Here is a 26,651-nt window from a genome sequence, read left to right as displayed (position 1 = left end):
TTGGGCTTTTTACTTTTGCTTTTATAATCCTAAAGGAACAAAAATGAAAAGTATATTTCTGATTTTTTTGAGTTTTTTAAGTCTGTGTATTTATGCTCAGACTGGAGTTGTCAAGGGAAAAGTAATTGACAAACAATCTGAAAAGCCTCTTTCAGGTGCTATAATTGAATTAGTTGGTACAGAAAATATTCAGGAAACCTCTGATGAGGAGGGAAATTTTAAAATTCTAAACGTCCCGACAGGCCGACAAAATCTAACCATCACTCTTATTGGATACGAAAGCACTTCGGTTTCTGATATAGATGTAACTTCAGGAAAAGATATTGTCATAACCGTATCAATGATTGAAAAGTTTAATACGCTTGATGAAATCGTTGTTTCTTCGAGTTCCAACAAATCTAAGCCTGTTAACAAAATGGCTATAGTTTCAACCAAACAATTCAGTCCCGAAGAAGTAAATCGTTTTTCCGGAGGCCGAAGCGATGTGGCACGTTTAGTGTCTAATTTTGCAGGGGTTTCGACGGGTGATGATACCCGTAATGATATTGTAGTTCGCGGAAATTCACCATCCGGAATGTTATGGCGTGTAGAGGGGATTCCGGTTCCAAATCCAAATCATTTTGCAACTTTAGCCACTACAGGCGGGCCTGTTTCAGCATTAAATCCGAATCTTTTAGCAAATTCAGATTTTCTGACTTCTGCTTTTCCTGCAGAATACGGAAACGCAATTGGGGGTGTTTTTGATCTGGGATTCAGGAAAGGAAATCCGGATAATTACGAATATATGGTGAGCGTGGGAGCGTATCCGGGAGTAGAAGCCATGGCCGAAGGACCTTTAGGTAAAACCGGTGGTTCTTTTCTTGCCGCTGCCCGTTATGGTTTCGTTGGCGTTACAGGTCTGGCCGGTACAGCTGCACAACCCAATTACCATGATATCAGTTTTAATGTTGATTTTGGAAAACATAAAATAGGGAATTTCTCTATTTTTGGAATTTATGGAGCGTCAAACATCGATTTTTTGGGAGAAGATATTGATAAGGATGACCCATTTGCTGCCAAAGATGAAGATGGCTATGTAACTTCAGATTTTACTTCTGTCGGATTAAAACACAATCTGGATATCGGGGACAATTCTTATTTAAAAACAATTGTGGGATTTGCAAATTCTGCCAATACCTATAAAAATGATCGTTATTATGATTACGGTACGCCAGAAGAAAATAAATTACGCTTTCAGGATAATGATAATAACGAAAACCGAATCACATTTTCGACCTTATTCAATTCAAAAATAAATAAAAAGATAACCATAAGGACAGGATTGCTTTTCGAAAATTACAATCTCGATTCCAATGTCGCATCAAGAGACAGACAGCAGGACAATGATGGCGACGGATATCCTGATTTAGTACAGCTCATTTCTACCAGGGCCAATTACAATATTGTTCAGCCTTATGCTCAGGCTCAGTTTAGGTTAACTGAAAAGCTTACTTTTAACGGAGGTGTCCACGGGCAGTATTTTTCAATAAATGAGGAATTTGCAATTGAACCCAGAGCAGCATTTTCTTATGCAATCAATGGGAGAAACAGCATAAATTTTGGCTACGGAATTCATCATCAAAACGTCCCTGTACCTATTTTATTTCTGAACGAAAATATAAATGGAGTTCCGCTTCAAACCAATAAGGATTTAGATTTGGTTCAAAGTCAGCATTTTGTTTTAGGCTATGAGGTAAGAATTGCAAAAAGATGGCGCGGAAAAGCAGAGGTTTATTACCAGGATATTGCCAAAGCTGGTGTTGAATCGTTTCCGAGCAGCTATTCATCCTTAACAGAAGGAGCAGATTATGGCTATTCTATAGACAAGACTTCTTTGGTAAGTAACGGAAAAGGCTTTAATCAGGGAATTGAGTTTACGCTTGAGAAATCTTTTAGCGATGGTTACTATGCTTTGTGTACGACTTCTCTATTTGAAAGCAAATTTAAAGGAAGTGACGGAATTGAGAGAAATTCTCCTTTTAACAATGGATATGTATTTAATGTTTTAGGAGGAAAAGAGTTTAAAGTGGGTAAGGCAAGAACAAATGTTTTTTCTATTGATACTAAATTTACCACAGCAGGAGGACGCTATTATACGCCTGTAGATTTGCAAGCTTCAAATGATGCAGGCTATGAAATCAGGGATGATGCTAATGCGTTTAGCCAGCAATATGATCCGTATTTAAGATTAGACATGAAGTTTGGCTTTAAAATTAATAGCAAAACCAAAAAGAGATTTCATCAGTTTTACATCGATCTTCAAAATGTTACCAATCATACCAATATTTTTACGATGGAATATAACAGGCTGACCAATAGTGTAAACCAGAAAGATCAAATTGGTTTTTCACCGGATTTTGGATATAAATATCAGTTTTAGTTTATCAGATTTTAATAAATAAATAAGGCTTGTCATTTACTGACAGGTCTTTTTTATAGCTCAAAAAAATCGAGTTCCAACTGTTCCGGCAGAAGTCTGAAACTCATTCGGTGGTATTTAGTAGTTCCGTATTTTTTTATGGCTTCTCGGTGTTCTTTGGTAGGGTAACCCTTATTTTGTTTCCAGTTATACATCGGGAATTCTTTGTGGATTTCGTTCATGAATTCATCACGGTACGTTTTTGCAAGTACTGAAGCTGCGGCAATACTTAAAAATTTTGAATCACCTTTTATAATGCTTTGATTCGGAATTGATTTTAATAACTCGATTTCTGTAGCAGAGAATTGTCTTCCAAGAGTATTTTTCAGGCCCAGTTTTGCATTCAGTGAGCGGTTTCCATCCACAATAATAAATTCCGGAACCTGTTTTAATTTCAGGATGCATTCCTGCATTCCTTTCATTGAAGCATTCAGGATATTAATTTCGTCAATCTCATCCGGATGCAAATGCGTTACGGCAAAACAAACAGCATTTTCCTCAATAACAGGTTTTAAGGATTCTCTTATTTTCTCGGATAATTGTTTGCTGTCATTTAACAATGGATGTTCAAAGTTAGCAGGCAAAATCACAGCTGCAGCTGTAACGGGACCTGCCAGACATCCCCTTCCGGCTTCATCTGTTCCGGTTTCGAAAATATGTCCTGAGAAATTCTTATGAAGCATTGTTTGGATTTGATATGACAAATATCCAAAAATATGATCAATAAAAAAATAATAAGATGATTTGTCGATCTGATAAATTCTATAGTATCATTTTATGATATCAGTAAAATAAATCAACTTTTTTAACGAGGTTAATTTTTTTAAACTTCAATAAGTTAAATTTTTGTTAAATGTTTAAATTTATTTTTTTGTTGTATATTTATCAACGATTTATTTTATTCTTTGATTTTTTTATTGAAAAAATAGTGTTTCATGTCGTTATTTTGCATTTATTTTATTTTTGAGTTGAAAAAAACAAAGATAAAATTTGGAGTTTTAAGAAATTATTAAGAGGTTTGCCCCATACTAATTCAAAATAAATTAACATGAAATTAAGATTAAAATGGATTTTTACGCTCTTTATAGCGTTGATTTTACAGCTTTCTTTTGCTCAGGAAAGAACTGTGTCTGGAAAAGTTTCTGATAAAACAGGAGTGATTCCAGGTGTAAATGTTGCAATTAAAGGAACTAAAACTAGTACGTATACTGACTTTGACGGTAGTTATTCTTTAAAGGCAAAAACTGGGGATGTTTTAGTTTTTTCATACGTAGGTATGACCAATCAACAAGTAACAGTGGGAACATCAAATACTGTTAATGTTACTTTAGAGACAGAAGCTCAGGAAATGAATGAAGTCGTGGTTGTTGGATATGGAATTCAGAAACGAAGTGAGGTGACAGGATCTATTTCGAAAATAGAAGGAAAGGATATTGCCAATTTAATCACTCCGTCTTTTGATGCGCTTTTAGCAGGTAGAGCAACAGGTGTTCAGGTTTTAACTAATACAGGTCTTATTGGTGCGGCTCCAAAAATCAGAATCAGAGGAATTGGTTCTATTTCCGGAAGTACAGAACCACTGATTGTGGTTGATGGTATTCCGATTTACTCTGGTGACATTGGAGGTGTTTCGGCTACAAATGGTCTGGCAGATATCAATCCGGAAGATATTGAATCTTTTGATGTCCTGAAAGATGGTGCAGCTACAGCGATTTATGGTTCAAGAGCTGCAAATGGTGTAATTTTAATTACGACAAAAAGCGGTAAAAAAGGAGCTTTAAAAGTTTCTTATTCAGCTGTTTTTGGAATTGCGAGTGCGGCTAAAAAATATGATTTATTAGAAACTCCTGATTTTATTACAATTTCAAATGAAAAAAGAGCTAATGCTTCATTGAGTCCATGGGCGGCAGGAACAACCTACAATACTGACTGGCAAAGTGCTGTGTTAAGAAATGCTCCGCAGATAACACACAATCTTAATTTTAGCGGAGGTTCAGATAAAACAAAATACTATTTGTCTTTAGGAATTAATGACTTAGAGGGTATAAACTTAGCAAATAGCATGAAAAAATATTCTATAAGGGCAAATATTGACCAGGATATCAATTCATGGCTTAGTATTGGTACAAACTTAAATGTGAACAGAACTGAATACAATGGGTTAAATAGTAATGCAAGTGGATTATCAGGTAATATTTTTAATACTATCAGACAATTACCGAATACGCCTATTTACGATGATCTGGATCCAACAGGATATAACCTTTCATCTAATAACGCAACTGTAGGTCAGTGGGAGAACTTAGCACCGGCAGGAGATAATATTACAAACATTATCTATGTGCTTAATAAAAATAAATATGAGTCAACTACTACAAGGATTATTGCAAGTGCATTTGCTAACGCAAAAATTACTTCTGATTTAAGTTATAAATTGCAGGTAAGCGCTGATAATGCTGCTACAGACGGTTTTCAATATTGGAATCCTGTACATGGTGACGGACGTACATCAAACGGAATTTTATATCAGGAAAACAGAAATCTCTTACGATGGAACTGGCAGAATATTCTGAACTATAAGCATACTTTTGCCGAAGACCACAATTTTGGTATAACCGCTGTGAGTGAGTATCAGAAATCAAAAGACAAAATTTTATGGGGACAAGGAAGTGATATCATAAGTGATTTCTTTGATAATAATTTAGTAACTAACAGTTATAATACTAAAGACTCCGGTGGTGGTATAACAGAAAAAGGAATTATGTCATATTTAGGACGTTTAACATATAACTATAAAGAAAAATATTTTATTCAGGGATCTATTAGACGTGACGGAATTTCTCAGTTTGAATCAGATGTACGCTATGAAAACTTTCCTGGTATTTCAGCAGGTTGGACACTTTCTAAAGAGAGCTTTATGGAAGGAATCAATAGTGTAGTTTCAGATTTGAAGCTAAGAGGATCTTATTCTGAAGTTGGTAACGTTGATGTTCTGAATAGTGCATCATATCCTTCAAAGGACCTTACAATCGGTTCTCCTTATGGGTCTTCAAATGGTATCGGCTATTATCAATTTGGAAATAGTATATTACAGTGGGAAACTTCTGCAAAAGTTGACTTTGGTGTAGATTTAGGTTTGTTTAACAATCGTCTGAATTTGACTTTTGATTATTACAAAAATGATATTGATAATTTAGTTCTGGCAGCTCCAACATCTCCTTCTCTTGGTATTCCAAATAATACAATTAACCAAAATGTAGGTAAAATGTATAATGAAGGCTATGAATTTTCGGGTTCTTTTAAAGCAATCAATACGGCAAATTTATCTTGGGATGTTTCTGCAAACCTGACGCTTACAAAAAATGAAGTTACAGCATTATATCAGGGACAGTCTATAATAGGAGGTTCTTCTACAGATACCAATATTGCACCAAATATTATAATTGCAGAGGGAGAATCAATAAATTCTTTATATGGTTTTAGATATTGGGGTGTAAACAAGGCTAATGGAAATCCGGTTTATTATAAAGCTAACGGCAGTTTAGTACAAGGAAATCTTAATAATACACTTTACTACGAATATGATCCTGCTGATCCTGCTAAAGCTATGACTGAAAGCAACAGATCCTCTTTAGCATCTACTGATAAAATTGTTTTAGGTAATACACTGCCAACCTATTACGGATCATTTATTTCTAATTTGAAATATAAGAATATTGACTTTGGTTTCATGTTTAGATTTAGTGGAGGAAATAAAATTTTTAATTCTACAAGAAGAGAGTTAATGAACCAGAACCTTAATAATAATGGTACTGAGATTTTAGGAAGATGGCAAAGTGCTGAAAACCCAGGAGATGGTTGGACACCAAAATTATATGCAGGTTCAAATACATTTACAAACCTTTCAGGGAGCGCCAGTACACGTTTTGTTGAAAAAGGAGATTTTATCTCACTTGATAATATTAGTGTAGGATATACATTACCTAAAATGTTATTGGATAAAATTGGGGTAGATAATTTTAGATTTTTCGTGCAAGGGCAAAACCTCTGGTTAATTTCAGATTATAAAGGTATAAACCCTGAGATGGAGACCTCAGGAGTAGATATTAATGGTACTCCTCGTGCTAAAGTTGTATCAGTAGGACTAAATGTAAGTTTATAATAAAAAAAAATATGAAAAATATAATTAAAACAATTTTGCTTTCAGTAATAGCTCTTGGGATGAGCTCATGTACAGAAGAAAAAATATTGGATTTAAAACCAGTAAATAATATCCTAAGTCCGGATGCTTTTACAACTCCTACATTGATTTCAACTTATATGAATGGTGTATATAATGCGGCTGCTATTGGTCAGTATAATGCTGTGCCTACTAGTCCTAATGGAGGTAGAGGCTATGTCTGGGGAGCTGCTTTCGTAGAGCAGGGTGAAGCAAGAGGTGAAGATGTTGTGAATATGGCTACCTTTTACGAGTTGACATACAGGGCAACTTATGATGCTACAACCCCTAATAATGTTTATTACTGGGTTGATGGTTACCGATTGATTAATAGATGTAATATTATGATTGAAGGAACTACCGATGCTGCAGCTAAAGGTGTAATTACACAGGCTGTCGCTAATGATTATATAGGTCAGTGTAAATTTTTAAGAGCAATTACACATTTAGAGTTGCTTACTTATTTTTCTAAGCCTTATTTTCATACTCCAGATGCAAGCCATCCAGGTGTTATTTACAGGGAGATTGGGGTAAATACTAACGAAGAAATTGCTTCAGAACGCCTAAAACCAAGAAATACAGTTGCAGAATGCTATTCTAAAATATTAGCAGATTTAAACGATGCTGAAGCTTTAATAACTGCTGTTAAAAATGTTGGCAGAGCTTCTAAATCGGCTGCAATTGCTTTTAAAACCAGATTGTATCTTCAAAAAAGAGACTGGACAAATGTAATTCTTGAAGGAAGCAAATTGTCTGCTACTTTTGCTTTAACAGTAGATCCATATGCTCCATTCCAGAGTCCTTCTTCGAATACAGAGTCAATTTTTTCTATTCAGCATTCTGCTACTGCTAACCCAACTGTTAATGGCGCTTTGGCTCCAATGTTAAAAGACAGGGCTTTAGTTTGCATCAGTCCAATACTTTGGAGAGATAGCGGGTGGTTAGCTGATGATAAAAGAAGAGAGAATGGAAAATTTATACACACTGCAGCCGGGATTAAATATACTAATAAATATACTGATGTAACAAACAGAACAGATCCTGCTCCGGTTATCAGATATGCTGAGGTAGTTTTGAATATGGCAGAAGCTCAGGCCCGTTTATCTAATCTGCAAGATGCACTTACTTTATTGAATTCTGTACGAAATAGATCTTTGGCTAATCCAGCTACACAAGCATATACTAATTCTTCTTTTACTACAAATGCTGGTATGGTTGCTGCTATTCTTAAAGAAAGAAGAATTGAGTTTTTACAGGAAGGTCGCAGATGGACAGATATTCATAGATTACAAAATGATCCAATAGCCGCAGTTGCAACTAACGGTATTCCTGCAAAATTTGCGAATGCAACACCTCCGGCAATTGCTTTTGATTTATCAGTACCCTATGTTGTTAACGCTACTATTGGTGCAATTCCATATACAGATCGTAGATTTTTATGGCCTATACCACAGATTGAATTAAATACGAATCCAGATTTAGAAAAAAATCCTGAATGGTAGTATAAGATAAATATTTTGAATTCTGAAAAGCCCTCTGTCATCTTCTTGACTGGGGGCTTTTTGCGAAAAAAGCAATTCTTTTAAAGAACTTAAAATACAAACAATTTGTTTTTTTTATTTATACATATTTATAATTTACCTTTGCTTTATCATTTTATCAAAATCTTTACATCATATCGTTATCAAATGAGAATATTCTTTTTTCTATATCTATTAGTTTTGCCTTCTTTATTGTTTTCTCAGGGAGAAACTCCTAAAAAGAGTTTAGATATGAATTCGCAATATTCGAGTATTACGGATACTGTAAAAAAGAAAAAAGATCTTGTAGCTAAAATTGAACAATATCAAATCGTTACTTTAGAACATGATACTACGATTGTAGATACTTCCTTAACCTTAAAAAGCGCTTACAGACAAAATTACCTGAGAAGGGATAATTTTGGACTTTTGCCTTTTTCTAATATTGGCCAGCCATATAATACATTGCAATATAGCCTGACTGATTTTTCGCCTTACCCGGATATTGGTTTCGAGGGAAAGCATATTAATTTTATGGATGCCAGCGAGATTAATTATTACCATGTAGCAACACCATTTACAGAATTGTTTTTTAATACATCTATTGGAAAAGGACAAAACGCAGATTCGTTTATTACACTAAACACATCAAAAAATCTGAATTTCTTTGCAGCTTACAGGGGGCTGCGTTCAGAGGGAAAATACATCAATCAGCTAACCAGTATTGGCAATTTTAGAATTGGGACCAGCTATAATACGACTAATAAACGCTATGTTTTATATGCTCATTATGCTTATCAGGATATTTTAAATGAAGAAAATGGCGGAATAACAACTGCTGAAGATTTTGAAAGCGGGGATCCAAACTTTACCAATCGTCAGCGACTGGAAGTTTATCTGACGGATGCCGAATCTTTTTTAAAGGGCAGACGCTTCTTTTTTGATCATACTTTCAGGGTAAATCCTAAAGAGGCAAGCAACAATTTATATGTTACGCACCAGTTTAATTTTGAAAATAAATTTTTCGAATACAAACAACCCACAGTTTTATCAACAGTTGGGAGTACATTGGTACAGCGATTTGGGGATTCTTATTTGGCAAGTAATATTAAAGACCAAACCCATTTTGAAAAATTGTATAACAAAGTTGGATTGACTTATGAGAATGTTCTCCTTGGAAAATTTAATTTTTTCATTGACGATTACAGATCAAACTACAGTTATGATCGTATCATAATAAAAAATGACGGAACAACAATTTCTGATAATTTGTTCAGAGAAATTAATAGTTTTGGAGCCCAATACGAATACCAGAAAAATAAATGGAATGGAAGATTTTTATTTTCAAGATCCATTACAAAAGAATCAATTTCTGATTTAGATGCGAAGCTGAGGTACAATTTAAACGAAAAGATTCAGTTTGATTTCCGTTATAAAAACATTAGCAAGCTGCCTAATAACAACTACAACCTTTATCAAAGCAGTTATATAGAATACAATTGGTCTAATGATTTTAAGAATGAAAAAATCAATTTGCTTAGTGCCAGGATATATACTCCGTGGCTGAATGCTGAGGCAAGCTATACTGTCTTGACGGATCATTTGTATTTTGCAGATGGTGCAACAGACCAGCAAATTGAGGATCGTGTACAAATTGTAAAACCGTTTCAATACGGAGGTACAATCAATTATCTGTCACTAAAGGCAAACAAAGAGTTTAAATTTGGTAAATTTGGTTTAGATAATACACTTTTGTATCAAAAAACTACGCAACGAGATGAGCCTGCGGAAGGGCCTAAACAGATTCTAAATGTTCCTGACTTTGTAACCAGAAACACATTTTATTATTCGACTTATTTCTTTGATAAGGCACTGTTTATTCAAACCGGAATTACCTTTAGTTATTTTACAGAATATTACGGAAATGATTATAACCCTGTTGTTGGAGAGTTTTTTGTGCAGAATAATAAGAAAATAGGAAACTATCCTGTTTTTGATTTTTTCCTGAACGGAAAAATCCGCCAAACGAGGATTTATTTAAAAGCAGAACATTTTAATGCGACTTTTGGCGAAAGTAATTATTATTCAGCTCCCAATAACCCCTATCGTGATTTCACTATCCGGTTTGGTCTGGTTTGGAATTTCTTTCAATAGAATGAAATTTGTTTTATCTTAAAGCAAAAAATTAAACTGATACAGATATGGACTTTTCAAATAATATTTTAGGAACCATTGGTAACACTCCATTAGTGAAACTTAATAAAATTGTTGCTGAAATTGATGCCCTGGTACTGGCAAAAGTTGAAACTTTTAATCCGGGCAATTCCGTTAAGGACAGAATGGCTGTTAAAATGGTTGAAGACGCAGAGGCAGATGGACGCTTAAAGCCAGGCGGAACCATAATTGAAGGCACTTCAGGGAATACAGGAATGGGCTTGGCACTGGTAGCGATTACAAAAGGCTATAAGCTGATTTGTGTGATATCAGACAAACAATCGAAGGAAAAAATGGATATTTTGCGCGCTGTGGGTGCCAAAGTTGTCGTTTGTCCTACTAATGTAGAACCTACGGATCCAAGGTCTTATTACTCGGTTTCAAAACGCCTGGCTGAAGAAACGCCCAATTCATGGTACGTAAACCAATACGATAATTTATCAAATACCCTTGCGCATTACGAACAGACAGGGCCTGAAATCTGGAAACAGACAGAGGGTAAAATAACTCATTTTGTTGTGGGAGTAGGAACTGGAGGAACTATTTCAGGCGTTGGGAAATATTTAAAAGAGAAAAACCCCAATATTAAAATCTGGGGAATCGACACTTATGGCTCTGTTTTTAAAAAATACCACGAAACCGGAGTTTTTGATGAAAACGAAATCTATTCGTATATCACTGAAGGAATAGGGGAAGATATTTTACCTAAAAATGTTGATTTTTCACTGATTGATGGTTTCACTAAAGTAACCGATAAAGATGCGGCGGTTTATACCAGAAAAATTGCATTAGAAGAAGCCATTTTTGTTGGAAACTCTGCAGGAGCCTGTATTAAAGGATTATTACAGCTAAAAGAACATTTCAGGCCGGACGATGTAGTAGTGGTTTTATTTCACGATTCGGGAAGCCGCTATGTTGGTAAAATGTTCAATGATGACTGGATGCGTGAACGCGGTTTTCTGGATGAAAATGTTACAAAAGCCGAAGATGTTATTAAAGATCATATTGACAAAGAACTGATCGTAGTTCGTACAGAAGAACTGGTTTCACATGCTATTGAGCGTATGCGTAAATACAAAATTTCTCAAATTCCGGTAGTCGATATTAATGGATTTGTGGGTTCTGTTGATGAAACCGATTTGTTTAGAAGCTATGTAGCCGATAAAAATGTAGCCGAAAAACCTATCAAAGAAGTTATGGGAAAACCGTTTCCAATTGTAAAATTAGGGACTTCAATTGAAGAAGTTTCAAAATTGTTTACAAAGGAAAATGATGCTGTTTTAGTGGAATTAGGTAATGGGAATCATCATATCATTACAAAATATGATATTATTGGAGCTATAAAATAAATGCTCTTATGTAAATTATAAAAGGCGTGCATTGTAAAAAATGCATGCCTTTTTGGTTTGCTGCTTTTTGCTCTTAATCAGAATCATTAGGATTCAGATTATCTTTTTTTGAAATCCGGTTTGGGTTATCATCAATAAATTCTTCAACAGTCTGCGTATTTTTATTTTTCTCAGAAAGTGTTTTTGCATAAAGATTTTCTATCGTGTCTTTTTCCGGGCAATTTTCGTTATCCGGATCATAATTTTTTTCGACCATGACTTTTGATTTTTAATTATTTTTGGCTGAATTCTTTTAAAAGCTATTTTGCGCAGTTTTTGCGCTTAGGCTTTTTTTGATAATCAATAAAATTAAATAAAGGAAGAGATTTCTTTTTTATAAAATTGAAATCTGCATTTATATAATTGTCAGCCTGATTTCTTAAAATCTGTGATAGAATATTAATATTGATTTGAAGCCAATCAAAATAATTCAAGTTGATTATTAGGATTTATGGGTTTACTTGTGAGAGGTTTAGCGTCGCCAAAAACAGTTTTTCCTCCATATTTATACGATTCATTCCGTTCTTTTTGAATTAGTGCATCAAAGTTAGAATTAGGTGTAAAGGACTCCTCAGCTTTTCTGGAAATTTCGGATAATTTCCGGATGGCATCTATTTTATCACTATTTCCAATTTTAGCACGGTTAATTGCTCTTTGTAAAGTGTCAATTGTTTCGTCATAAATTTTTACGGGAACAGGAAACGGGTGTCCGTCTTTTCCTCCGTGAGCAAATGAAAATCGGGCAGGATCTTCAAACCTGGTTGGTGTGCCGTAAATTACCTCACTAACTAAAGCCAGTGACTGAAGAGCTCTTGGACCCATTCCTTTCAAAAGTAGTAGTTCTTCAAAATCTTCAGGATTATTCTCATGGGTTGCCCACAGCATGGCACCAAGTCTTTTCATATTGACATTTTCCATCCTGAGATCGTGATGTGCAGGCATTACAAGATGCTGCATTTCTTTCATGATTTTGGTTGGGGATTCTTTAGACAATTCTAAAATGCCTTCTCTGGATTTTTCAGCACTATTTGCCGTGAGATTTAAAATTGCTCCCTGATTTTCACCATATATAAAAGTGTGTGGTTCATTTATAAAAGACTTCAGGTCTTGTGAATGCCAGTGATATCTTCTGGCTGTTTTGGAGTTAGGATTCATTCCTTGCTGAATAACAGCCCATTGTCCTTTGTCGTCAACAATAAAATTATGCTGGTATAATTGAAATCCGTCCTGAATAGCTGTATTGTCAACTTTGGCTGTCAACCTGCTGCAATTAGCCAGATTATTGCCATCAAGACCTGTTTTTTCAGCAACAAATAAAAGTTCTTTTGGCGTTAGCATAGAATGTTTGCCTTTGCCTCCGCAGATATAAATTCCCAGTTCTTTCGAATAGGGGTTGACCGACTTTTTTAATGCCCCCAGTACAGAAGTCGTAATTCCTGATGAGTGCCAGTCCATTCCCATAACGGCGCCAAAACTCTGAAACCAGAAAGGATTGCTAAGCTTACTGATTACTTCTGAAGTAGAAAATTCCATTGCAATAGTTTCAACAATAGCAAAGCCAAGTTTAGACATACGTTCAGCAAGCCATAAGGGCACATGTCCATAATGTAATGGAAGGTCTGCAGTTCCGGAACGTTTCATGAGAAGGGATTTTTTTGTAATTTACAAAAATACGAAAAAATGTTTGTAATACCTTAGAACAGAGAATTTAGGGGTAAAGCTATATGATATAAATTATTCCTTCTTTGTAAAGCCTTTTCTGGTCATTTCGCCCCAGCCCTTTGTTCCCATAATTTTTTCTTTATAACCAACTAAGGCAGCATAAACTGTTAAAGGATGAAAATATATTGGTTCAATAAAAGCGGCCAGTAACAGCTTAAAAAAATCAGTTTGTTTTGGATATTTATGATAAGTAAACTCTTCACTAAATAATGCTATTACAGAAAAGAATACGGCAAAAGTATAAACAAATAGTACAAGTAAAAGAAAGAAATGCCAGTGAATGAAACCAAAAAGCATAAATAACAGTGTTATAATTAGTCCTGTAAATTCTATTGCTGGAGCCAGAAATTCGAAAAATGTCCAGTAAGGTATACTAATTAAACCCAGAAGTTTATACTTGGGGTTTAGGAACATTTTTTTGTGAATTGCAAGCGTCTCAATAGTACCCCTCATCCATCGGCTACGCTGTTTTTTGAATATCTTGAAATCTTCAGGGGCTTCTGTCCAGCAAAGGGGGTCAGGAATGTAGCTAACGGAGTAAGGTAGTTTATTTTCGACCATATAACGGCGCATTCTGACTACCAGTTCCATGTCTTCACCTACCGTTTTAGTATTGTAACCTCCTGATAATAATGCTATTTCTTTGTCAAATGCACCAAATGCACCACTAATGAGCAATAGACCGTCCAGTCTTCCCCAGGCCATTCTTCCCAAAAGAAAAGCCCGAAGATATTCTAAAACCTGTATTCTTGGCAACATTACGTCCGGAATATTTACTTCAACCAGACGTCCATTCCGGATAACACACTGGTTTGCTATCCTTACGACACCACCTGTCGCAATAATACGCTTGCCATGAGATTCTAAAAAAGGTTTTGCTAATTTTAATAAAGAGTCTTTGTCCAGAATGCAATCAACATCAATACATACTACGTATGGATTTTGGGCAATGTTAAGCCCTACGTTTAGAGCATCAGCTTTTCCTCCATTTTCTTTGTCAACAACGATCAGTTTTTTAAAAGCAGTATTTTTAGAAATGTATATTCCTCTGACTTTTTTAGTTTCGATTTTTGAGTCGAACCTAAGTTCCTTCAGAACAAGATTGTAGGTATTAATCAGGATTTCCATCGAATTGTCTTTACTGCCGTCATTCACAACAATTACCTCATAATTATTGTAGTTTAAAGAAAGCAAAGATTTTACATTTTCCTCAATAGTGAAACCTTCATTATAAGCTGGGGCAATTAAGGAAAGTTTAGGCGCAAATTCGCTGGTAAGCAGTACTTCATAATCTACAAAGCTATTCTTTTTGAGATAGCTTCTTAGCGCTTTTGTAGAAAGGTAGGCTAATATAAGGTAAGATGACATGATTAAGATTGCATATCCGAGAATGAGGAGGATGTAAACATCCAAAAACCATATTGTTTCACTGTTAAAAAAACTCATTCGTTTGTAAGGTTTACGGTTAGCGCTTTTAATACACTTTGTGCTTCATATTGTATTAGAGTATTGGGAGCCCTTTCTGTTAATAGTTTTACATGATGGAGTTTTTGCGTAAGCTTAAGTTCTTTGATGAGTTTTAATGCAAGTGCAACAACTGTTGTGTTTTTTGATTCAAGCAGGTATTCGACGCCCTGTGTATCGCCAATATCGTGTTTTTTGAAAGCATTTATAATATTTAGCTGCGTCCAGTCATCAATTGGATAGGCGTGTTCAGTAAGGTGTATTATGCCCTTTACTCCTTCAAGTCTGATAGAGGCATTTATAGCAGTGATTTTTAAGACTTTATTTTTGGATTTAGAAATGCTTATCATTTTTTCAGAAGCGTCAGTAATATTCATTTCAGCCAATTCTGTAATTCCCTTGCACTTTACTTCCCATTTATGGCTTTTAAGTTTTTTTAAAGAACTTTTTATTAATTCGGACTCTTTATAAAATTGTTCCAGCTTTAGGGCATAAACACCATCATAATTTTTGTGAAGATTGATAACAGATTCACTTAGTACTTCTCTGAAATAAGCATTCTTTAAAAACATCACATAATTAGGATCGTCTTTTACAGAAGAAAAAGGAGCGTCCATGAACACCACTGAATACATTAACTCTACAATGATTTGTTCGTATTCGTTTCTGAGTTTTTCCTGTTTTATTTTTCTGTTTCGGCTTTTGATAATTAATAAATACAAAACAACTGATATCCCTGCAAACAAGAAAACTGAACCCATTAGAAAAGGTTCTGCCCAGTCGCTGTTTTTATATTGTTCCCAGATACTCACTTTATTAACATATTATAAACGGATATTGAGTAATTTATTGATTCTTATTAAGAGTACAGCAGGACTAATCGGTTTGGCAATAAATTCGTTCGCACCAATGTCAAAGGAATCTAATTCTGTCTGTTCTATACCGGAAGAAGTAAATATAATTATCGGAATATCAGAGTTAATATTTTGTCTTACATATTGTGTGATTTCCATTCCGCTTTTGCCGGGCATATTAATATCTGTCAGGATCAGGTCATAACTATTCTTTTCAATAGCATCGAGTGCCTCCTGTCCATCAGAAAACTGGTCAACCGCAAAACCTTTAGAGGCCAGGAAAAAAGATAATGATTTGCGTAAGATTTCATTATCTTCTGCTAAAACTATTTTCATGGGTTTGAATATTTATCTTTTGAGGAATTTAATTTAGTAAAAAAATAAGGAATTACGTAAAGCTATAGCATATTTTCTTTTTATCACAGTTCCTTTAAAATTTTAACTGTCTCAATAATTCCGCAGTGTATGATATTTATCTTATCTAAACTTTCAGTGGTAAATTTTCCCATAATGGCTTCTTCTTCAATAATCGATAAGCAATTAGAAAGATCTTGCAGCATAAAGATATCGAGGCTGGATCTCATATTATGGGCTAGTTTTTTTACACTATCAAAGTCATTACTGTTAAATGACTCTTCGAGCTGAGCTGCCTCATTTGGAATCTTTTCTATAAAGAGATCTATCATATCCTGTTTAAAATTGGGATTTCCGCAAGACATTTCGTCTAAAAACGATAAATCTATTTTTCTTTTGAGAGTATGCTTAACATCTTTGTTCAGAACTGTTTTTATTGTCTGTAAAAGCATTGCCTGCTTAAAAGGTTTGGGTACATAAGCATCCATTCCTACATCATAACAGCGTTCCTGTTCACCTACAAGAGAATGTGCTGTCATGGCTATAATCGGAATGGTTAAATCCATCTCATTCCTGATATATTGCGTTGTTTGATAGCCATCTTTTACTGGCATCTGGAGATCCATTAGTACTAAATCATAATTGTTTTTTGATAATAAATCTATACCTTCTTCACCATTTTCTGCAATATCCAGTTCAAAGCCAAAATTTTCAATAACGCTTTTTGCCAGCTTTTGATTTAAGGCATTGTCTTCACATAACAGGATTTTGAGTTTGCCTAATTGTTCTTCCGGTAATGTTTTAATTGGAGTTTCATTGTAATCTGCTTTTTTGTAAGTAAGGACAAATGAAAATTCTGAGCCACGGCCTTCTTTGCTTTTTACATGGATTTCAGCATCTTGCAGTTCTACGAGCTGTTTTACAATGCTAAGGCCGAGTCCCGTTCCGCCAAATCTTCTGGTTGTACTTTCTTCTGCCTGGGTAAATCGTTCAAATATCGTTTTAAGTTTTTCCTCTTGTATGCCTATTCCGGTATCTTTAACAGAAAATCTGAGAGCATAATCATCAGCAGTCTCATTGATCTTTTTAACGGATACTGTAACTTCTCCTTCCTGGGTAAATTTGAGGGCGTTACCTGTAAGGTTAACCAGTATTTGATTTAGTCTCCCCTGATCGCCTATTACCATTTCCGGCAATTCGGTATCTACGAAGAGATTGAATTCAACAGCAGGAGGTACTTTAATTTTTAATAAATTATATACATGCTTAAGTGTCTTTTTTAAATTGAATGGCTGTGACTCAATAGTAAGATTGCCTGATTCGATTTTAGAAAGATCCAGAATATCATTGATAATCAGAAGCAGATTCTCTCCTGCAATTTGTACGCTATCAATATAATCCCTTTGCATGCTGTCCAGCTGTGTCTGGGCCAAAAGATCTGTAAAGCCAATTATTGCATTCAATGGTGTCCTGATTTCGTGACTCATGTTTGCTAAAAAGCTGTCTTTTGCCAATACGGCACGTTCTGCAATTTTTTTCTGAGCGTTGAGCTCTATGTTTTTTGTCGCCAGCTCCAATTGATTTATTACATGTTTTGCAACAATCGACAATGCATTTTTCTGATTTTCGTTTAGTTCCTTGGTAACATGATCTATTGCGCATAGGGTTCCTATGTTATAACCGTCTGGTGTTGTTAATGGAATACCGGCATAAAATCTTACTTTAAAACCTCCTGTAACATTCGCATCTTCTTTAAATCTTTCATTTAAAAGTGTATCGGGGATTTCAACCATTTTGGAGTCCATAATAGTGTACTGGCAAAAACTAATTTCCCGCGGTACTTCTGACACACCTATTCCTATTTCAGATTTGAACCATTGTCTGTTTTCATCTATGAACGAAATATGTGCAATGGGTACGCCACATATATAGGAAACAAGTTTTGTTGCATCATCAAAAGCATTATCAGGAAGCGTATCAAGAATATTATAACGTTTTAATGCGGCTAAACGTTCTGCTTCATTGTGTGGTATTGGAAGTTCTATGTTTTTCATTTTGATAAGGTAGAGTGTATAAATATAATAATTTTGGGTCTGAACTTCGCAATAAATTCGAAAATGAAATTTTTGTCAGGCATTTTTTAGGATTAATCTGTTTTTAGGATTGATTTGGTATCGTATTCCTTTTTGTCTTCAAATTTTTATATTCTTCTGTAATTGTTAAATAAGTATTTGAAACATCTCAATCTTATTCAAATTAGACCTTTTCTTGTTTCAAGTTATAATCTGAAACATGTTTAGTTAAATATCAAAGCACTAGTTTTTTAAATTTGAGTGTCTCTACAAATACCACAAAAAAAATTCAAGTTTTTTATTGAAAGACCATTATTAATCTAACGTGGTTATATAAATGTTCATATCCACATAGCAATTCCGGGCCTATGGAACAATCTATACAAATTAAGTGTTATTTCAAAAAAATAGTGTTAGCTGTACTTCTTGTATTGTTTTTTTCTAAAAATACATATGGACAAAATTGTACGGTAAACGCAGGAGTTCTAAACGTTACTATCTGCGAAACAGAGTCCTTAGTTTTAACAGGAAATAATCCTTCTCCTATAATTGGCAATGCGGTATGGACTCAAATAGCAGGCCCTACTGTAGTGATTGACACTCCAAACAACCCAACAACAAATGTAACTGGATATACAGGCGGTAATACTTATATTTTCAGGTATAGTGCGACCTGCGGTGATGGGATATTCGCATATCAGGACAAAGTTGTTAATGTAGAACCTATTACTATTGCCAATGCCGGTGGAAATATAGCGAGTTGTCCAAACAACTCGGGTACTTTAACAATTAGTGGTAATACACCACAAAATGCAGGAGAAACCGGTTATTGGGAAATTGTTGGAGCCAATAATGCGGGAGTTGTAATTGATTTTCCAAACCTCCCTACCTCTACTATAACATTACCTCCAACAAGCTGCGGCACCTCCACACTTCAATGGGTTATTGAAGGTCCTGAATATTCTTCCGGGCAGCGCTGCAGAACAACATCACAAATTACTGTTACGAACTATGGTGGAGAAACCCCTGTTTCTGCAGGACCAGATCAGACTTTAAGCAATTGCTATACTATTTCGCAATCTACAAATATAACAGGATCTTACGGAGGCTGTGGCCTGAACGGACAAAATGGGCAATGGACATTTGTAAGCGGTCCAAGCACCCCTACTATTGATAATCCTAATTCTAATAGCACTGAAGTTTCTAATCTTACTGAAGGAACTTATACCTTTAGATGGAGCGTAACCGGTCTATGTGCATCAGGTAATGATTTGGTCACTATTACAGTCCCTCCGGCTACACAGGATGTTACAACTTTACCGGGCGGAGACGAAAACATATCATTTTGTGATAATACAATTACATCAGTAACATTAGTTGCACAAACCCCATTATATGCGGGCGAAACTGTTGAATGGACACAAATAGCCGGAGATACCGGAGCAGTAATTGTTACTCCAACTAATCCAACTACCTTAATTACAAATATTTCAGATTCGGGAGATCCTTACACTTTTAGATATACTCTGACAAATAGCAATACCGGATGTGTGTTTACAAAAGACTATAATATCCGATATAATGGGGCAACAAGAACTATTATCGCCAATAATGGAGATAATATTGTAGGGGCCTGTGATGCTACAGTTTTTACAATTCCTATCGCTGTAACCGGTACAGGAGTCAATCAATACCGTATTGTAACCGGACCAAGTGGTTCTCCGTTAGGACCTTTTCCCACACCTTTACAAAGCGTCGGAAGCTCCCTTACGTTAACACTGGAAACTCCTGGCGGTTATGCACTTGAATTTATCAGAAGCCAGAACGGTTCTCTTCCTGTTGGCTGTGATTATGGATTCGACAGCTTAGTTATTTTTACATCTGGCCAACCGGTCCCTTCAAATGCAGGTTCTGACGTAAGCTTACCCTGTGGTACAACCAGTACAACTTTATCCGGAGTTGTGAGTCCGGATGGAACGCATGTATGGAATCAGTTAAGTGGTCCTAATAATGCTATAATAGATAACCCATTTGCTATAAATCCGCAAATATCAGGACTTGTTGCCGGGACTTATGTATTTCAATATGTTACAAAAGGGGGTGGTGCAACATGTGGTTATTCAACCGCTACAGTATCTATAAACGTTTCAGATAGTTCATTAAGTACGCCAGATGCCGGACCCAGTCAGATTGTTTGTTATAACTCACAAGTACAACTTGCTGCTGTACCAGCGCAGGCTGGTGAAATAGGTACATGGAGTCAGCTATCAGGTCCGGATACAATTACATTTTCGAATAGTAATGATCCAAATGCTATTGCCACTGGTTTCTCTACCAACACAGCTTCCTATCAGTTACAATGGACAATTTCTTATCTGCATCCTGGCCCTTCATGTAGTGCACCAGTTTCAGACGACATTACAATTTTAACAAATAATGCGGCTGCCTCTTCTAATTCTGATGCAGGTCCTGATACTTGTTATCCTTCCGGAACAGCTTCTTTCAATTTAAGTGGAAATACACCCGCGATTTTAGAAACAGGCACATGGTCTGTCTCGCCTTCAGCCGGAGTTGTTTTTGCAGATATAAACGATCCTAATACATTAGTTACAGTACCTTCAAACGGAACGTATATTTTTACATGGTCAATCCAAAGAACATTTGGCAGTTGCCAGCCTAATGAAAGCTCTGTTTCTGTAACCATTGCCGATACACCACCATTGGCTGAGGCAGGTCCTGATCAGGAAATATGCGGTTCAGTCATAACTATGGCCGCTACCTCCAGTAGTGGTGCTACTGGAACCTGGACAAGAGTTTCCGGGCTTTCCAATTATACCATTAGTGATATACATGATCCAAATGCAACATTTACATTTACCTATAGTGGTAATTATATTTTTAGATGGACTATTGAGGCCGGAGTGTGTGGTGAAGCTTTTGATGATGTTAATGTTACAATAGGAATTCCTCCCTCAGCAGCCGATGCAGGACCTGATCAAAATGTTTGCAGTGGCACCAGTACAACAATGAGTGCAAATAGTTTTGATAATTTTTTTGAAAACGGACAATGGTCTCTTCTTGATGGAGCACCAAATCAGCCAACTATTGTTAGTCCAAACGATCCGAATACAGTCATTAACGGACTTGTAGCGGGTACTTATACTTTTAGATGGAACATCACTGCCCGAAATGTATTTTTGTGTAACCCAACTTTTGATGACGTTGTTATTGTTGTAAGTCCACCTGCTGATGCAGGCTCTGATCAAAACTATTGTGATGTCACTAGCATTCAGCTTAGCGGAAATGCAAATTCAAGAGGAACATGGTCGCTTACCAGTACTAGTGGTAATCCAGGCGATGTTATAATTACACAGTCTCCTGCTGATAGTTATATTGCAAATGCTACTGTTGTTCCTGGAGAAAGTTATGTTTTTACTTATACAACTAGTTCCGTAACTTTTCCGGATAGCAGTACCTGTCCAGGATCATCTGATTCGGTAAATATTCAAATATTTAGTGGCGCAAGTCTTGATCCGATTGCTGGTCCTGATCAGAATTTATGTATTGATGATGTTGCAGGAATTACAACTCTAAACGGAAATATTGCTCCTGCTGATGTTACGACTGCAGAATGGCGATTTGTTACACAGCCATTAGGAAGCGTTGCAGTCATTGATGATCCTACAAATCCTAATTCAACAATTTCCGGCTTAACAGTTCCCGGACTTTATATTTTAGAATGGGTATTCGAAAGTGCCTCATGCAGAAGTTTATCAGATATTGTCAGAATAGAAATGTATGCGGCACCAAGCAGCGCTGATGCAGGTCCGGATGATGCTGTTGCCTGCCAGACGACTTATCAGACCTCCGCAGTAGCTCCTGCAGTTGGTATTGGAACCTGGACTATTACAAATCAGCCTCCGGGTGCAGCTGCTGTAATTGACAGCCCAAACAGCCCAATTACGACTCTTTCTAATATCTCAGTATTAGGAACCTATACACTAACGTGGACAGTAACAAATGGACCATTTACAAATCCTTCTTTATGTCAGCCTTCTTCAGATTCAGTCAATATAACCTTTAATGATGATCCTCCAACGCTGGCTGATGCTGGTCCTGATCAGGATTTATGTGATGTTGACACAGTAACTATGGCTGGTAATGTGCCTGTTATTGGAACTGGTGTCTGGACACAGATTTCAGGACCAAATACCGCTAATATCTCGAATATAAACAATCCCGTATCTTCAATTCTAGGACTAATTCCAGGGACTTATGAGTTTAACTGGACTATCTCAACCACCGGATGTATTTCTGAAGATACCGTGATAATTAATATTTATGATCTGCCATCAACAGCTAACGCAGGACCAGACCAGACAATTCCACAATTCACCCCGGTAAATCTAAATGCTGTTGCACCAACTGTAGGAACTGGAATATGGTCACAAATTTCCGGACCAAGTGTTGTAGGATTTACAGATAATACCTCTCCGGTCACTGCTGTAACAGGAACTGTTTTTGGTACTTATGTGATGCAATGGACCGTAAGTAATGGAAATTGTGCTGTTTCAACAGATACTGTTACCATTACAATTTTATCAGTTGCTGATCTTGAACTAACAAAATCGGTGTCTCCAAATATAGGTAACGCAGGTGATGTCGTAACTTTTAGCATAGAAATCTTTAATAATAACTCGCAAGGAGGAACAGTTGATGCCACAAATGTAGCAGTGAGAGATTATATTCCTTCGGGATATACTTTAGTTCCGGGGTCAGCAAGCAATTCAGGACAATACAATATAGGTGACAACACTCTTTCATGGTATGGCCTTGCAATTCCAAATGGAGACAGGCTTACCTTAACTTTCAATGCTACCATTAATCAAACCGGATCTTATTTAAATGTTGCTGAAATCATTGCAGCTGATCAATATGATCCGGACAGTACACCTAATAATAATATCTTAGCAGAAGACGATCAGGATGATGCAGAAGTAACATTAAAAATAGCTGATTTATCGCTGCTTAAAACAGTTTCGCCAACCTCAGTAAGCATTGATGATAATGTTATATTCACAATTAGGGTAACTAACAGTGGACCAAATAATGGTACCGGAATTACTGTTTTAGATCAATTACCTTCAGGTTACACTTATGTAAGTGATAACGGTGCCGGAAATTATAATAGTGCTACAGGCATTTGGACTATCGGAAATCTTAATACCGGTAATACTATAACACTTCAAATTACTGCAAAAGTCAATTCGGTAACCAATCTTTCAAATTATATAAATGTTGCTGAAGTTCAAACAGCGAATGAAATAGACCCTGACAGCACACCAGGCAATGGTTTGATAGAAGATGATCTGTCTAATACGACAGTTACCTTAAAACAGGCTGATTTAGAGCTCATAAAGTCTGTTGCCCCAACAACTGCAGCTGCCGGTGAGCAAGTAGATTTTACAATTAATGTCATCAACAATGGTCCCGGAAATGCATCAGGAGTTGATATTCAGGATGTAATTCCTGATGGTTACACTTTAATTCCTGGATCAGTTTCAAATGGCGGTACATATCAAATCGCAAGTGCTACATTACAATGGAGTGATTTATATATAGCCAGTAATTCTGGTATAAATCTAACTTTTAGTGCGATTGTAAATCCGTTAGGTAATTACGTTAACGTAGCACAGGTTACAGCTAGTGATTTGCCAGATCCTGATAGTACCCCTAATAACAATGTACTAACAGAAGATGATCAGGATGATGCCGAAATTACTTTTGAAGGACCCTCTGCCGACTTGTCTTTAGTTAAAAATGTAGTGGCAGGAAATACAACTCCTTTTATTGGAAGTCAGGTTTCTTTTGAACTCATTATTAGAAATGATGGTCCAAATAACGCCACAGGAGTTCAGGTAACCGATTTATTACCATCTGGATATGAATATGTAAATTATAGTTCATCAGCCGGATTATATGATAGCGCAACTGGTATATGGAGTGTAGGAAACGTTGATAGCGGAGTTTCAGAATCCCTGATTCTTGATGTAGAAGTACTTTCAACCGGTGATTATTTTAATATTGCACAAGTGACGGCAAGCGATTTACCTGATATTGACAGTACACCAAATAACGATGATGGTGATCAAAGTGAAGATGATGAAGCTAATGCAACTACAACTCCGATTCAGCCTTTATCAGATTTATCATTGACCAAAACAGTGAGCAATGCTACTCCTTTAGTGGGTTCTGAGGTAACTTTCGAAATAGTAGTTGCCAATAACGGTCCGCAGGACAATACCGGTGTTCAGGTGACTGACTTGCTTCCTTCAGGATATACTTTCAATGGATTTACCGTTTCAACCGGAACTTATATCCCGGCAACGGGTGTTTGGACTATTGGCAATTTAATCAACGGAGCTTCAGAAACATTACAAATAACTGCCACGGTCAACCCAACAGGAACCTATTTGAATACTGCCGAAGTTACGGCGAGCGATCTTCCGGATCCGGATTCCACACCAAATAATAGTGTCGTTCTTGAAGATGATTTCGCAACGGCTGTTACTATTCCGATACAACAATCTTCAGATTTATCATTGACCAAAACGGTGAGCAATGCTACTCCTTTAGTGGGTTCTGAGGTGACTTTCGAAATAGTAGTTGCCAATAACGGTCCGCAGGACAATACCGGTGTTCAGGTGACTGACTTGCTTCCTTCAGGATATACTTTCAATGGATTTACCGTTTCAACCGGAACTTATATCCCGGCAACGGGTATTTGGACTATTGGCAATTTAATCAACGGAGCTTCAGAAACATTACAAATAACCGCTACAGTCAACGCAACCGGAACCTACCTAAACACTGCTGAAGTTACAGCAAGCGATCTTCCGGATCCGGATTCCACACCAAATAATAGTGTCGTTCTTGAAGATGATTACGCAACAGCTGTTACTATTCCGATACAACAATCTTCAGATTTATCATTGACCAAAACGGTGAGCAATGCAGCGCCGCTTGTAGGATCTGAGGTGACTTTCAGTGTGAATGTGACCAACAATGGTCCTCAGGATACTTCGGGTGTGACTGTTACAGATCAGCTTCCTTCAGGTTATACGTATGTTTCCTACACAGCAACGGCAGGAACTTACGACACAGCAACGGGTGTATGGACAGTAGGTTCTTTAGCCAATACGGCTATCCAGACCCTGCAAATAACCGCTACAGTCAACCCAACCGGAACCTACCTAAACACTGCTGAAGTTACGGCGAGCGATCTTCCGGATCCAAACTCGACACCTGCAAATGGAGATACAACTGAAAACGACTACGCTGAAGCGACAACCGCTCCAATACAACAATCTTCAGATTTATCATTGACCAAAACGGTGAGCAATGCAACACCGCTTGTAGGATCTGAGGTAACCTTCAGTGTGAATGTAACCAACAATGGCCCTCAGGATACTTCGGGTGTGACTGTTACCGATCTGTTGCCTTCGGGTTATACGTATGTTTCCTACACTGCAACGGCAGGAACTTACGACACAGCAACGGGTGTATGGACAGTAGGGGATTTAGCCAATACGGCTACCCAGACCCTACAGATAACCGCTACAGTCAACGCAACCGGAACATACCTAAACACTGCTGAAGTTACGGCAAGCGATCTTCCGGATCCGGATTCCACACCAAATAATAGTGCCGTTCTTGAAGATGATTACGCAACAGCTGTTACTATTCCGATACAACAATCTTCCGATTTATCATTGGCCAAAACGGTGAGCAATGCTACTCCTTTGGTGGGTTCTGAGGTGACTTTCGAAATAGTAGTTGCCAATAACGGTCCGCAGGACAATACCGGTGTTCAGGTGACTGACTTGCTTCCTTCAGGATATACTTTCAATGGATTTACCGTTTCAACCGGAACTTATATTCCGACAACGGGTGTTTGGACAATTGGCAATTTAATCAATGGAGCTTCAGAAACATTACAAATAACTGCCACAGTCAACCCAACCGGAACCTACCTAAACACTGCCGAAGTTACGGCGAGCGATCTTCCGGATCCAAACTCAACGCCTGCAAATGGTGACACAGCTGAAAACGACTACGCAGAAGCGACAACCGCTCCAATACAACAATCTTCAGATTTATCATTGACCAAAACGGTGAGCAATGCAGCGCCGCTTGTAGGATCTGAGGTAACCTTCAGTGTGAATGTAACCAACAATGGCCCTCAGGATACTTCGGGTGTGACTGTTACCGATCTGTTGCCTTCGGGTTATACGTATGTTTCCTACACAGCAACGGCAGGAACTTACGACACAGCAACGGGTGTATGGACAGTAGGTTCTTTAGTAAATACGGCTACCCAGACCCT

At 36.8% G+C, this 26,651-nt stretch carries 13 protein-coding genes; 6 read left to right on the top strand and 7 right to left on the bottom strand.

What is annotated here, in order from left to right; genetic code table 11:
* Positions 1–43 precede the first annotated feature (43 nt).
* Entirely contained in the window at positions 44–2,419 is a 2,376-nt protein-coding gene (locus GXM17_RS18690) for a TonB-dependent receptor (RefSeq protein WP_163401065.1), read from the top strand.
* Positions 2,420–2,472: 53 nt separating this feature from the next.
* Here GXM17_RS18690 and GXM17_RS18685 read toward each other — a convergent pair whose 3' ends face one another.
* A complete protein-coding gene (locus GXM17_RS18685; protein ID WP_163401064.1) occupies positions 2,473–3,141 on the bottom strand; it encodes a ribonuclease HII in 669 nt (222 codons plus the stop codon).
* Between the two features lie 365 nt (positions 3,142–3,506).
* Here GXM17_RS18685 and GXM17_RS18680 point away from each other — a divergent pair, with 365 nt between their 5' ends.
* The 4 genes from GXM17_RS18680 to GXM17_RS18665 all read left to right on the top strand — a co-directional run bounded on the left by GXM17_RS18680 (position 3,507) and on the right by GXM17_RS18665 (position 11,760).
* Complete coding sequence (locus tag GXM17_RS18680) at positions 3,507–6,620, top strand: SusC/RagA family TonB-linked outer membrane protein (protein WP_163401063.1); 3,114 nt, start codon at positions 3,507–3,509, stop codon at positions 6,618–6,620.
* A gap of 11 nt (positions 6,621–6,631) precedes the next feature.
* On the top strand, positions 6,632–8,179 hold the full coding sequence (locus GXM17_RS18675) for a RagB/SusD family nutrient uptake outer membrane protein (RefSeq protein ID WP_163401062.1): 1,548 nt from the start codon (positions 6,632–6,634) through the stop codon (positions 8,177–8,179).
* A 186-nt stretch (positions 8,180–8,365) separates the two neighbouring features.
* The gene (locus tag GXM17_RS18670; protein ID WP_163401061.1) at positions 8,366–10,351 is read left to right on the top strand and encodes a putative porin; all 1,986 of its coding nucleotides are present in this window, start codon (positions 8,366–8,368) and stop codon (positions 10,349–10,351) included.
* A gap of 47 nt (positions 10,352–10,398) precedes the next feature.
* On the top strand, positions 10,399–11,760 hold the full coding sequence (locus tag GXM17_RS18665) for a pyridoxal-phosphate dependent enzyme (RefSeq protein WP_163401060.1): 1,362 nt from the start codon (positions 10,399–10,401) through the stop codon (positions 11,758–11,760).
* A 73-nt stretch (positions 11,761–11,833) separates the two neighbouring features.
* On the opposite strand, the gene GXM17_RS18660 is transcribed toward GXM17_RS18665, so the two are convergent.
* The 6 genes from GXM17_RS18660 to GXM17_RS18635 form a co-directional block, all read right to left on the bottom strand.
* A complete protein-coding gene (locus GXM17_RS18660) occupies positions 11,834–12,016 on the bottom strand; it encodes a hypothetical protein (protein WP_163401059.1) in 183 nt (60 codons plus the stop codon).
* Between the two features lie 203 nt (positions 12,017–12,219).
* The gene (locus tag GXM17_RS18655; RefSeq protein WP_163401058.1) at positions 12,220–13,440 is read right to left on the bottom strand and encodes a DUF763 domain-containing protein; all 1,221 of its coding nucleotides are present in this window, start codon (positions 13,438–13,440) and stop codon (positions 12,220–12,222) included.
* Between the two features lie 93 nt (positions 13,441–13,533).
* Positions 13,534–14,967, bottom strand: coding sequence for a glycosyltransferase family 2 protein (locus GXM17_RS18650; RefSeq protein WP_163401057.1), 1,434 nt, complete (start codon positions 14,965–14,967; stop codon positions 13,534–13,536).
* Positions 14,964–15,797, bottom strand: coding sequence for a hypothetical protein (locus GXM17_RS18645; protein ID WP_244307441.1), 834 nt, complete (start codon positions 15,795–15,797; stop codon positions 14,964–14,966). Before GXM17_RS18645 ends, GXM17_RS18650 begins: the two co-directional genes overlap by 4 nt.
* A 12-nt stretch (positions 15,798–15,809) precedes the next feature.
* Complete coding sequence (locus GXM17_RS18640; RefSeq protein WP_163401056.1) at positions 15,810–16,175, bottom strand: response regulator transcription factor; 366 nt, start codon at positions 16,173–16,175, stop codon at positions 15,810–15,812.
* 83 nt (positions 16,176–16,258) lie between these two features.
* Entirely contained in the window at positions 16,259–18,247 is a 1,989-nt protein-coding gene (locus GXM17_RS18635) for a GAF domain-containing hybrid sensor histidine kinase/response regulator (protein WP_163401055.1), read from the bottom strand.
* A gap of 386 nt (positions 18,248–18,633) precedes the next feature.
* Here GXM17_RS18635 and GXM17_RS18630 point away from each other — a divergent pair.
* Positions 18,634–26,651, top strand: an 8,018-nt coding sequence (locus GXM17_RS18630) for a DUF11 domain-containing protein (RefSeq protein ID WP_163401054.1), incomplete at its 3' end; no start/stop codon positions are given.

The organism is Flavobacterium fluviatile (assembly GCF_010645065.1).
In the GTDB taxonomy this organism is placed as follows: domain Bacteria; phylum Bacteroidota; class Bacteroidia; order Flavobacteriales; family Flavobacteriaceae; genus Flavobacterium; species Flavobacterium fluviatile.
This window is presented reverse-complemented; position numbering and strand designations above follow the sequence as displayed.

Bases quoted from the DNA above. Each gene is read 5' to 3' on its own strand.
- GXM17_RS18635 (WP_163401055.1), bottom strand. From the start codon at position 18,247: ATGAAAAACATAGAACTTCCAATACCACACAATGAAGCAGAACGTTTA.
- GXM17_RS18680 (WP_163401063.1), top strand. From the start codon at position 3,507: ATGAAATTAAGATTAAAATGGATTTTTACGCTCTTTATAGCGTTGATT.
- GXM17_RS18665 (WP_163401060.1), top strand. From the start codon at position 10,399: ATGGACTTTTCAAATAATATTTTAGGAACCATTGGTAACACTCCATTA.
- GXM17_RS18675 (WP_163401062.1), top strand. From the start codon at position 6,632: ATGAAAAATATAATTAAAACAATTTTGCTTTCAGTAATAGCTCTTGGG.
- GXM17_RS18685 (WP_163401064.1), bottom strand. From the start codon at position 3,141: ATGCTTCATAAGAATTTCTCAGGACATATTTTCGAAACCGGAACAGAT.
- GXM17_RS18670 (WP_163401061.1), top strand. From the start codon at position 8,366: ATGAGAATATTCTTTTTTCTATATCTATTAGTTTTGCCTTCTTTATTG.
- GXM17_RS18690 (WP_163401065.1), top strand. From the start codon at position 44: ATGAAAAGTATATTTCTGATTTTTTTGAGTTTTTTAAGTCTGTGTATT.
- GXM17_RS18640 (WP_163401056.1), bottom strand. From the start codon at position 16,175: ATGAAAATAGTTTTAGCAGAAGATAATGAAATCTTACGCAAATCATTA.
- GXM17_RS18650 (WP_163401057.1), bottom strand. From the start codon at position 14,967: ATGAGTTTTTTTAACAGTGAAACAATATGGTTTTTGGATGTTTACATC.
- GXM17_RS18655 (WP_163401058.1), bottom strand. From the start codon at position 13,440: ATGAAACGTTCCGGAACTGCAGACCTTCCATTACATTATGGACATGTG.
- GXM17_RS18660 (WP_163401059.1), bottom strand. From the start codon at position 12,016: ATGGTCGAAAAAAATTATGATCCGGATAACGAAAATTGCCCGGAAAAA.